The sequence below is a fragment of the Amorphus sp. 3PC139-8 genome (genome assembly GCF_040750475.1).
GTDB lineage: Bacteria > Pseudomonadota > Alphaproteobacteria > Rhizobiales > Amorphaceae > Amorphus.
This window is the reverse complement of the sequence record NZ_JABJVY010000021.1, coordinates 96,279-106,685: the sequence shown is the minus strand read 5'-3', so window position 1 is coordinate 106,685 and position 10,407 is coordinate 96,279. Positions and strand designations below refer to the sequence as shown.

The 10,407-nt window shown below is 65.1% G+C and carries 9 protein-coding genes; 7 read left to right on the top strand and 2 right to left on the bottom strand.

Features of this window, described 5'->3' with window-relative positions; translation table 11 throughout:
* Nucleotides 1-490 precede the first annotated feature (490 nt).
* The 6 genes from HNS03_RS18475 to HNS03_RS18450 all read left to right on the top strand — a co-directional run bounded on the left by HNS03_RS18475 (nt 491) and on the right by HNS03_RS18450 (nt 7,598).
* A complete protein-coding gene (locus tag HNS03_RS18475; protein ID WP_367197458.1) occupies nt 491-1,018 on the top strand; it encodes a hypothetical protein in 528 nt (175 codons plus the stop codon).
* A 298-nt stretch (nt 1,019-1,316) separates the two neighbouring features.
* Entirely contained in the window at nt 1,317-2,756 is a 1,440-nt protein-coding gene (locus HNS03_RS18470) for a deoxyribodipyrimidine photo-lyase (protein ID WP_367197456.1), read from the top strand.
* On the top strand, nt 2,753-4,087 hold the full coding sequence (locus tag HNS03_RS18465; protein WP_367197455.1) for an NAD(P)/FAD-dependent oxidoreductase: 1,335 nt from the start codon (nt 2,753-2,755) through the stop codon (nt 4,085-4,087). Before HNS03_RS18470 ends, HNS03_RS18465 begins: the two co-directional genes overlap by 4 nt.
* On the top strand, nt 4,084-4,953 hold the full coding sequence (locus tag HNS03_RS18460) for a DUF1365 domain-containing protein (protein WP_367197453.1): 870 nt from the start codon (nt 4,084-4,086) through the stop codon (nt 4,951-4,953). Before HNS03_RS18465 ends, HNS03_RS18460 begins: the two co-directional genes overlap by 4 nt.
* A gap of 74 nt (nt 4,954-5,027) precedes the next feature.
* Nucleotides 5,028-6,266, top strand: a complete 1,239-nt coding sequence (locus HNS03_RS18455) for a class I SAM-dependent methyltransferase (protein ID WP_367197452.1) — start codon at nt 5,028-5,030, stop codon at nt 6,264-6,266.
* A 3-nt stretch (nt 6,267-6,269) separates the two neighbouring features.
* Complete coding sequence (locus HNS03_RS18450; protein WP_367197450.1) at nt 6,270-7,598, top strand: MFS transporter; 1,329 nt, start codon at nt 6,270-6,272, stop codon at nt 7,596-7,598.
* 3 nt (nt 7,599-7,601) lie between these two features.
* Here HNS03_RS18450 and HNS03_RS18445 read toward each other — a convergent pair whose 3' ends face one another.
* Nucleotides 7,602-8,414 carry an SDR family NAD(P)-dependent oxidoreductase gene (locus HNS03_RS18445; protein ID WP_367197448.1) on the bottom strand — a complete coding sequence of 271 codons (813 nt, stop codon included), beginning with the start codon at nt 8,412-8,414 and terminating at the stop codon, nt 7,602-7,604.
* A 59-nt stretch (nt 8,415-8,473) separates the two neighbouring features.
* The gene (locus tag HNS03_RS18440) at nt 8,474-9,154 is read right to left on the bottom strand and encodes a ChrR family anti-sigma-E factor (RefSeq protein ID WP_367197446.1); all 681 of its coding nucleotides are present in this window, start codon (nt 9,152-9,154) and stop codon (nt 8,474-8,476) included.
* A gap of 194 nt (nt 9,155-9,348) precedes the next feature.
* Here HNS03_RS18440 and HNS03_RS18435 point away from each other — a divergent pair, with 194 nt between their 5' ends.
* Nucleotides 9,349-10,389, top strand: coding sequence for a cysteine synthase A (locus HNS03_RS18435; RefSeq protein ID WP_367197445.1), 1,041 nt, complete (start codon nt 9,349-9,351; stop codon nt 10,387-10,389).
* Nucleotides 10,390-10,407: the final 18 nt, after the last annotated feature.

Here is a 10,407-nt window from a genome sequence, read left to right as displayed (position 1 = left end):
ACGGATCGCCTCCGTCGTCGTGGCGCTGCCGTGTAAAACCTGTCCCATAGCGCATCCCTCCATCCCGGCGAAAAGAGCGCACCATCAAAACCCGGGATCAAACACTTAGGTCGTAAGCTCCGCCGCGCGACGCGACTTTGACCATTCCGATCACTTCGCCGTCTTCGGAGAAAATCCCTAGTCAATCGCCGACGCACATACGGTCGTAACCGGGTGCGCCCTTGAGCGATTTGACGTTGTCTGGCCAGAGATGAGTGGCGCGCACCTTGGGTGCAGTCTCACTGCCGGTACCGCGCTTTTTTCACATCCCTCCGAGTTGTTTTCGCTGCGCCGACGGCCGTCGCGCGCTCTCACTTTTTCGGGAGCGGCCCTGGTACGCGCGATCCTCCTTGCCCATTTCGAAGGAACGTTTCGGTAACAGACGCGTTGATCTGGCCAAGGGAAAGCATCGACGGAGCCAGATGGCGTCCTGATCTCGGAGTGCGAAAAGATGAAACGCAGCAACGAGACTCCTATTGTCGCGACCGTGCTCGCCGGCGCAGTTCTGTTTACTGCGCCGTTGGCCATCGCAGAAAGCTTCCGGTCCGATCGTCTGGGCGAGGCGGCGCCGATGGAACGCGTCGCCGTAGCGAACACATCGGTCAAGGTGGGGTCCGTGCGTCCGCTCGACGACGGTCGCTATGAAGTCACGGTGGTCAACCCGAAGGGACAGGCCTTGGCCCAAACGGAAATCGGCGCCAACGAGACCGTCCTGATGCAGAACGGACCTGCCATTTCGGCTCGCGCCGGCGACGAGGCCAGAACCAGCACGGTGACCAAGAAGACGGATCGGTTGACGATCGATGGCAACCGCGACGTCGCCTCCAAGGAAGTGACAGGCGCGGATCTGACGATCGAAGCCTATCAGCCCCGCGCCGAACGCAAGGTACAGGACAACCTTTTGCGTATGGCGCGCTTCGGTGAGGCCGTGCATCAAAAGGCGCGGACCGCGCTGGATACGGCGCTGAACTGGATCTAAGCAATTCAGGAAGAGTGGGCCGCGGCCTGCCGCCGTTGAGCGACAAATTGAGGAGACCGGTGCGACAGCCGCACCGGTCTTTTTCGTTGAGGGCGTCCGTCGCGACGCCAACACCCCCCGTCTTCCGTCTGCCCCACCTTTTCCCGCACCGGACGTGATCCGGGCCCGCAGCGGTTGCGTAGCTGTCGACAAACCCGCCGATGGAAACGACAACCGAGTGGTTCAGGTCTGAATGCCCGCAAAGTCCGCCGACAAAAAAACGGAAAAGCAAAAGACGCCCGCCGATGATCGTCCTCCGGTGATCGTCTGGTTTCGCGACGATTTGCGACTGGCCGACAATCCGGCACTGACCGCGGCGGCGGAGACCGGGGCGCCGGTGATCCCGCTCTACATGGACGAAATCGGCTCCGACACCCGTCGCCCGATGGGCGGTGCCGCCCGATGGTGGCTGCATGGCGCGCTGAAAAGCCTGGCGGACGATCTGCACCGTCTCGGCGGACGCCTGATCCTGCGGCGCGGCTCGTCCGACAGCGTTGTTGCGCTCGCCCGGGAAGTCGGCGCGCAGGCGGTATTCTGGAACCGGCGATATCATCCCTCCGCGCGCGAGCAGGACGCGGATTTGAAATCCGCTCTGGAGCGAGACGGAGTCCAGGCAACAGACTTCAACGGCGCACTGATCGCCGAACCTGGAACCGTCACCACCAATGACGGCGGTTTCTACAAGGTCTATACGCCGTTCGCGCGGGCGCTACACGCCAAGTTCCCCGAGATCTCCCCGCTCAAGGTGCCGAAGCGGCTCGCAGCGCCCGTGGCGTGGCCGGACAGTCTCGCGCTCGACGATCTGAAGCTGAGGCCGACCAAACCGGACTGGGCCGGAGGCCTCCGCGAGACCTGGACGCCGGGCGAAGCGGAAGCAGACGCGGTGCTCGACCGCTTCCTCGACAAAAATCTCACCCGCTACAAGCCCGAGCGCGATTTCGCCGCCAACGACGTGACCTCCCGGCTCTCGCCCTATCTGCGCTTCGGCGAGATCTCGCCGCGCACCGTCTGGGCACGGACCGATGCCGCCGTCGCAACAGCCGGAAATGACGCGGCGCGGGCATCGGCGGAGAAGTTCCAGAGCGAGGTTCTGTGGCGGGAATTCGCCTACAACCTGCTCTATCACCTGCCCCCGATCGAGCGGGAGAACGTGCAGTCTTCGTTCGATGATTTTCCCTGGGCCAACGACAACGCGGCCATCCAAGCCTGGCAGGCCGGTCAAACCGGCTATCCGATCGTCGATGCTGGCATGCGCCAGCTCTGGCAGACTGGCTGGCTTCACAACCGCGTCCGCATGGTGGTGGCCTCGTTCCTGACCAAGGACCTGCTCGTCGATTGGCGGGTGGGCGAGGCCTGGTTCTGGGACACGCTGGTGGATGCCGACCCGGCCAACAATCCGGCGAGTTGGCAGTGGGTCGCGGGATCCGGGGCAGATGCCGCCCCCTATTTCCGCATTTTCAATCCCGTGCTGCAGGGCAAGAAGTTCGATCCGGACGGCACCTATGTGCGCACCTTCGTGCCCGAGATCGCCAATCTTCCGGACGCCTACATCCACGAACCCTGGCGTGCCCCGGAAAACGCGCTGAAGAAAGCGGGCGTCGTGCTGGGCGAGACCTATCCGAAGCCGATCGTCGATCACGGCCGCGCCCGCAAGCGCGCACTTGCCGCCTATGAGAACATCAAGGGGAAAGCCGCGTGAACGTCGTCTTCGCCAAACCGCCTGCCCAGCGCATCGCCGTCATCGGCTCCGGCATTTCCGGCAACGCCGCGGCCTGGGCGCTGTGCGATCGTCACGACGTGGTGCTCTACGAAGCCGAGGCGCGTGCGGGCGGCCATTCCGCGACAGTAGACGTCGACTATGACGGCCGCGCCATTGCCGTCGACACCGGTTTCATCGTCTATAACGAGCTGAACTACCCCAACCTCGTCAGCCTGTTCGAGGTCCTCGACATACCGACGGCAACAAGCGACATGAGCTTTGCGGTCTCGGCGCGGGACCGGAAGCTGGAATGGTCCGGGCAATCGCTCGGCTCCGTCTTCGCCTGCAAGCGCAACCTGGTCTCGCCGCGTTTCCTGCGCATGCTGCGCGACATTGCGCGTTTTAACGCAACGGCGCGCAGCGATCTCGCGCACGGGATCGACGCCGCAGTGACGCTCGCCGACTATCTCGTCATGCGTGGCTTCTCCCGCTCCTTCGCCGCGGACTATCTGGTGCCGATGGGGGCGGCGATCTGGTCGATGCCAGCAGAGCGGATGCTCGACTTTCCCGCCAGAGCCCTCCTCTCCTTCTTCGACAATCATCGACTGATCGATACTGAGCGGCCGCAGTGGCGCACGGTCAAAGGTGGCAGCCGGGTCTATGTCCACCGGCTTCTGGATAAGGTGCGGCGGGCGGGCACCGTGCGGCTTGGCACGCCGGTGCGCCGCATCGAGCGCGATACGTTCGGGGTGACCGTGATCGACGAGACCGGTCACCACGACCGGTTCGATCAGGTCGTGATCGCCACCCATTCCGACCAGGCTCTGGCGCTGCTTAACCGCCCGACCCACCAGGAGCGCGAGATCCTGGGCGCGATCGGCTATCGGCCGAACGACGTCTATCTTCATCGCGATCCGCGCCTGATGCCAAAGCGGCGGTCGGTCTGGGCGTCCTGGAACTATTTGAGCTGGCCAGCGGATCACCCTGCCGAAGGCGTGGCCGTCAGCTACTGGATGAACCGGCTGCAGCCGATCGATCCGGCCTGCCCGCTGTTCGTGACGCTAAATCCGCCATTTGCGCCCGCACCCGAACTCACCTTCGCCAAATTCAGCTACGGCCATCCGCAGTTCGATCGCGCCGCCATTGCCGCCCAGGAGGCCCTACCGGCGATCCAGGGCACCAATCACACCCGCTTTGCCGGTGCCTGGACCGGCTACGGCTTCCACGAGGACGGGCTTGTTTCCGGAATCGCCGTCGCCGAGGCTCTGGGCGGCAGCGTGCCGTGGCGCCGCCCCGCGCCCGCTCCGGCGATGCTGGAGGCCGCCGAATGACCCGGACCTTTCCCACCACCGTTGCAGCAAACGGCCCCGCTCCCGAGACGGCCTTCGCGCTCTATCCCGGCGACGTCATGCACGCCCGGCTGAAGCCGGTGGGCCATCGCTTCCGCTACCGGGTGTTCTCGCTGCTCGCCGATCTCGACCGGCTCGGGGATGCCAAGCGGCTTGCGCCGTGGTTCGCGGTCAATCGCTTCGCACCGCTGTCCCTGCACGAAGCCGATCACGGCGCCGGCGATGGCTCGCCGCTGAGACCGCATGTCGACCGGCTCCTGACGGAGGCGGGCCTGCCCCGTCCCGACCGGGTGCTGATGCTGTGCTATCCGCGCGTGCTCGGTTACGTGTTCGATCCGCTGACGGTCTATTTCGCCTACCAGGACGACACTCTCACGGCGCTGCTCTACGAGGTGCGCAACACCTTCGGCGAACGGCACACCTATGTGGTTCCGGTCGAGGCGGGGGATGCGAGCGCCGCCGGCATATCCCAGAGCGCGCAGAAGGCCTTCTACGTCTCCCCCTTCATGCCGATGGAGGAGACCTATCGCTTCCGCATTCTGCCGCCCGGCGAGGCGGTGCGCATCCGCATCCTGGAGAGCGATGCCGACGGGCCAACCTTCGCAGCGACTTTCGCCGGACGCCATGTTCCCGCCTCCCGTGGCGCGCTTGCGCGCTGCTTCTTCGCGATCCCGCTGATGAGCTTCAAGGTGATCGCAGGCATCCACTTCGAGGCGTTGAGGCTCTGGCTGAAGCGCGTGCCGCTCGTCTCCAGGGCGTCGGCGCCCAAGCGGGCGAGCCCTGTCAGCATTGTCGCAACCCGCTCGTCGGCCTCCACCGAAGACGAGAGGTCATGGCATTCTGCTTGAGCGACGCCCCGCGTCCGCTACCTCAATCCGCCACAGCCTCCAGGTGACAGGCCCGAACCAGCAGGACCGCTTCCATGTCGACCGACACCACTTTGCCGATCCGTCTCGCGCCGACCAACGCCAAGTCCGTGTTGAAAGGTCTGCCGCCGATCGTCCGGAAAGGCTTTTCCATTGCGCTCAACCTGCGGCTCGGCCGGCTGGACGTAACTGTTCCCGACGGACGCACCTTCTATGTGGAGGCCGCCGAACCCGGACCGAACGCCGTGCTTCGAATTCATGACTGGCGGTTCGTGCGCCGGCTTCTGCAGAGCGGCGATATCGGCGTGGCGGAATCGTTCATGGCCGGCGAATGGTCGAGCCCCGACCCCACCGTTTTTCTCCAGCTCTTCGCAGCCAATCGCGACGCCGTGGCCAACGCGCTCGCCGCCCGCCCCATGGTACGCGCGCTTTTGTCGCTGCGCCACTGGCTGAACAGCAACACGCGCCGGGGCTCCAAGCGCAACATCGCGGCCCACTACGATCTCGGCAACGACTTCTACGAGGCCTGGCTCGACCCGTCGATGACCTACTCGTCGGCCTTCTTTGGCGCCGGTGCGAACGACCTGGAAACCGCTCAGCGCGACAAATATCGTGCGTTGGCGCAACGCACGGGCATAAAGCCGGGCGAGCATGTGCTGGAAGTCGGCTGCGGCTGGGGCGGATTTGCCGAATATGCCGCACGCGAGCTCGATTGCCGGGTGACGGCCATCACCATCAGCCGCGCCCAGCACGCCTACGCCACCCGCCGGATCGCCGAGGTCGGCCTCTCCGATCGGGTGACCGTGGCCCTTACCGACTATCGCGACCTCCCCGGCCGCTTCGACCGGATCGTCTCAATCGAAATGTTCGAGGCCGTTGGCGAGCGCTACTGGCCGGGCTATTTCGAGATGCTGCGCGATCGGTTGCGGCCGGGCGGCCAGGCGGGCCTGCAAATCATCACCATCGACGACCGCCACTTCGCACGTTACCGCCGGTCGCCGGACTTCATCCAGCGCTACATCTTTCCCGGCGGCATGCTGCCGCCCGCGGAAGGCGTCGCCAAGCTCGGCCGAACGGTGGGGCTGAGCCTAATGCACGAATCCGGGTTCGGGACCGACTACGCCCGCACGCTGTCGGAATGGCGCGAGCGCTTCCGCACCGCCTGGCCGAGACTTTCTCCGCTCGGCTTCGACGAACGCTTCCGGCGCATGTGGGAGTTCTATCTACATTATTGCGAGGCCGGCTTCCGGGCCGGCTCGATCGATGTGCGCCACTTCGTGTTCGCCCGGCCCTAAATCTTGGCGTCGGCGGCCAAACCGCAGTGGAGGACCTCGGTCCTCGTCTACGCCCTGCCGGCACTGCCGCTGGCGATCCTTCAGTTTCCGCTCTTCATCCTGCTGCCGACGTACTACGCGGAGGGGCTCGGTCTTCCGCTCGCCGCCGTGGGCACCGCCTTCGTCGCCATCCGAGTGGTGGATGCGATATCCGACCCGGTCGTCGGTTTGCTCGCCGACCGGTGGCAACCCCGCTTCGGTCGGCGGAAAAGCTGGCTGATTGCCGCCGCTCCGTTGACGGCCGTAACGAGCGCCATGCTCTTCATGCCGCCAAGCGACGCCGGGATCTCTTATCTTCTGCTCTGGGGCACCCTAACCTCGATTGCGAGCACCGCCGCCCTCGTCCCCTTCAATGCCTGGGGGGCGGAGCTCTCCACCGACTATCACGGCCGATCCGACATCGCCGGCGCGCGGGAAGGCCTCGTGGTCGCGGGCTCGCTGCTAGCAGCCGGCGTTCCGGCGATTCTTGCCGCCGACGATCTCGGGCGCGCGCTTACCTGGATCGCGATCGGGCTTCTGGTCCTGCTGCCCACCACCGCATTGGCGGCCGTCCTCTCCGTGCCGGAACCGGCGGACCGGTCGCGGCGGCGCGTCGGCCTAGCCGAGGGCTTGCGCCATATCACGGCCAACCGCCCCTTCCTCCGGCTGATCGCCGCCTTTGCGATCAACTCGCTCGCAAACGGGCTACCGGCCACGCTGTTCCTCCTGTTCGTCGGCCGGGTGCTCGGCGAACCGACCCTACAGGGACCGCTTTTGTTTCTCTACTTTCTCTGCGGCATCCTTGGCATCCCGCTCTGGCTGACACTGAGCAAGCGGATCGGCAAGCACCGTACCTGGGCAATCGCGATGATCGCGGCGTGCTTCGTGTTTGCCGTCGTGCCGGCACTTGGCCCGGGCGACGTCGTTCCGTTTGGCGCGATCTGCGTCCTCACCGGGCTCGCCGTCGGGGCGGATCTGGTGCTGCCGGCAGCCATGCAGGCCGATGCGGTCGACATCGACACCGCCTCCTCCGGCAGCCAACGGACGGGTCTTTATTTCGCGCTTTGGGGGCTTGCCACCAAGCTGGCGCTGGCGGCAGCGGTCGGGATCGCCTTTCCCCTGCTCGCGCTGTTTGGCTTTCGTCCCGACGATCCGGAAGCCGGCGACGGCCTGTTCGCGCTCGCCGTGCTTTATGCCTGGGTGCCGATCGCACTCAAGGCGGGGGCAATCGCGTTGATGTGGGGTTACTCGCTCGACGAGACCGCTCAGGCCCGTCTCGTCCGTCGAATCGACGAAGCGCCGACCGCGCCATGACCATCAAGTGGATTGATCGGTCCGATTGTGCCGGCTCCAGCCGGTGAAGCGGGCGATCAACGGAAAGAACAGACCGTAGGGCAGTATCCGGATGATCTTCAGCCCATAGGTGAAGCGGCGCGGAAAGGTGATCTCGAATCGGCCGGTCTTGAGCCCTGCCACGATGCGGTCGGCGGCTTGGTCGACCTTCATCAGGAACGGCATCGGAAACGGGTTGTCCGCCGTCGCCGGCGTATCGACAAAGCCCGGCGCCACGATCTGGATGGTCAGGCCCTGATTGTCGAAATCGAATTTCAGCGCCTCGGCGAGATTGATCAGCGCCGCCTTGCTGGCGCCATAGGCGGCCGCCGTCGGCAACCCGAAATAGCCGGCGACCGAGGCAACGATCGCGATCTGACCGTGGCCGCGCGCCTGCATCCGTTTCGAGACCGGGGCGAGCGCATTCATCGTGCCGGTTACGTTCACGGCGAAGGTTTTGTCGAAGATCCCCCGGTCGATCCCGCCATCGACTACCGGCAAATAGACACCGGCATTCAAGACGGCGAGCGCAATCGGTCCGACCTCCCGCTCGATGCGATCGACGAGCGCTTCCATTTGTTCGCCGTCCGTAACGTCACCGGCACACGGAACAATGCGGCCAGGTCCGGACGACTGCTCCGCCAGGGACTGAAGCTTCTCCTCCCGGCGCGCCGTCACCACCACCGTGAAGCCGGCGGCGGCAAGCCGGCTGGCCACCGCCGCCCCGATCCCCGAGCTCGCGCCGGTGATCCATACGATCCCGTCGGACGGCGTGGCGACAAATCGATGCGACGACATGATGTCTCGCTTTCGTTGGGTAGCAGCGACGTCGGCGGGCATGAGCCCGGCCATTCCGCTCAGCGCGGGCGAAACGGCGCAAGCAGTCGGCCGATCCAGCCGGTCAAATGCAGCGAAGCGTTGCTGACCACGAAGCCGATACAATCGCCATCGTCGTCGGCGATCGGCTGGTGGTCAATCTCATCGTCGGCGATCGATATATCGCCGACCCCGTAGTGCCCGAGCGAATCGGAAAAGCCGCCTTGGAGCACCAGTGTCATCTCCGTGCCGTTATGGGTGTGCGGCGGCAATCCACATCCCGGCCGCAGCCGGACAAGGCTCGCCTCGTAGCCCTCTTCCGTTCCGATCCGCCACTGCTGGATACCCGGCAGCCGCCTGCGCCAGGGGACGTCGCTCAGCGGCCGGCCGGCATAGCGCTCGATCGCGCGCGGCAGGCCCGAAGCAGATGGGAGCGCCGCACCTTCAACCAAGGACCGAAAGCCCACATCGGGCTTAAGATCCGCATCCAGCGCGAAAATCGAGTCGAGATTATGGTCCCGGTCCGCCACCGCAACCGGCTCCAGACGATCGAGCACCACGCCGGCAGCGCGTTCCAGATCGGACGCGAACCGTCGGCTCACCTCGTTCAGTTCGATATGCGCGGCTACCATCACCTCGACCGGTTGCGGCAGGCCGCCGGCGACGTATTCGGCAAGAAGCGTATCGAGCGCCCCGTGGGACGCAGCGTTTTCATCAATCACGGAAGTATGCGCCGTCCGAAGTCCGTTGGTGTACGTGACGCGCTATCTACGCAGAGGCAGCCCCGCCGGATCAACCGATTATGCCGAAATCGCATATCTCCTGCCCGACGACGGTCCATCTCGTACGCGGATCGCGGTTGATGTGACACGACGGTGTCGCTAGCTTGGCGGCGAACCAGAACGAAAGCAGGGTCATGGCCGTCCTCGGATCCGTTCTCGAAGCTATCGGAAACACGCCGCTGATCCGCCTCAACCGGGCTTCGGAAGAGACCGGGTGCGAGATTCTCGGCAAGGCGGAGTTTTTGAACCCCGGCCAGTCGGTCAAGGACCGCGCGGCCTACTTCATCGTTCGCGACGCGATGGAGCGCGGCGACCTCAAGCCGGGCGGCATCATCGTGGAAGGTACGGCCGGCAACACCGGCATTGGCCTCGCCATGGTCGGAAATGCCCTCGGCTTCCGCACCGTGATCGTGATTCCCGAGACCCAATCGGAAGAGAAGAAGCTGATGCTTCGCCTCTCCGGGGCCGAACTGATCGAAGTGCCGGCGGTTCCCTACCGGAATCCGAACAACTACGTGAAGCTCTCCGGCCGGCTCGCCGAGCAGCTCGCCAAGAGGACTCCCGAAGGCGCGATCTGGGCCAACCAGTTCGACAACGTCTCCAACCGCGAAGCCCATATCCGCACCACCGGTCCGGAAATCTGGGAACAGACGGACGGCAACGTCGACGCCTTCATCTGCGCCGTCGGCAGTGGCGGCACGCTTGCCGGCTGCGGCATGGCGCTGAAGGAGCGCAACCCGGAAGTCGTTGTCGGGCTTGCCGATCCGTTAGGCGCCGCGCTTTACAGCTACTACACCGAAGGCGAGTTGAAGTCCGAAGGTTCCTCCATCACCGAGGGAATCGGCCAAGGGCGCATCACGAAGAATCTCGAGGGCGCGCCGGTGGACGTCGCCTTCCAGATCCCGGACGCCGAGGCGGTGCAGATCGTGTTCGACCTCCTGGAGCACGAAGGCCTTTGCCTGGGAGGGTCCTCGGGCATCAACGTCGCCGGCGCGATCCGTCTCGCCCGTCACCTGGGACCCGGCCACACCATCGTGACCATCCTTTGCGACTACGGCAATCGCTACGCCTCGCGGCTGTTCAATCCGGAGTTCCTCCGCTCCAAGGACCTTCCGGTGCCGGCCTGGCTGGAGCGAAAACCGTCGATCGACATCCCGTTCGAGCCGGTCGACTGAGACCCAACACCGGAAACC

Excerpts from the sequence above, each read along its gene's own strand:
- HNS03_RS18475 (WP_367197458.1), top strand. The coding sequence starts at position 491 with ATGAAACGCAGCAACGAGACTCCTATTGTCGCGACCGTGCTCGCCGGC.
- HNS03_RS18460 (WP_367197453.1), top strand. The coding sequence starts at position 4,084 with ATGACCCGGACCTTTCCCACCACCGTTGCAGCAAACGGCCCCGCTCCC.
- HNS03_RS18455 (WP_367197452.1), top strand. The coding sequence starts at position 5,028 with ATGTCGACCGACACCACTTTGCCGATCCGTCTCGCGCCGACCAACGCC.
- HNS03_RS18445 (WP_367197448.1), bottom strand. The coding sequence starts at position 8,414 with ATGTCGTCGCATCGATTTGTCGCCACGCCGTCCGACGGGATCGTATGG.
- HNS03_RS18435 (WP_367197445.1), top strand. The coding sequence starts at position 9,349 with ATGGCCGTCCTCGGATCCGTTCTCGAAGCTATCGGAAACACGCCGCTG.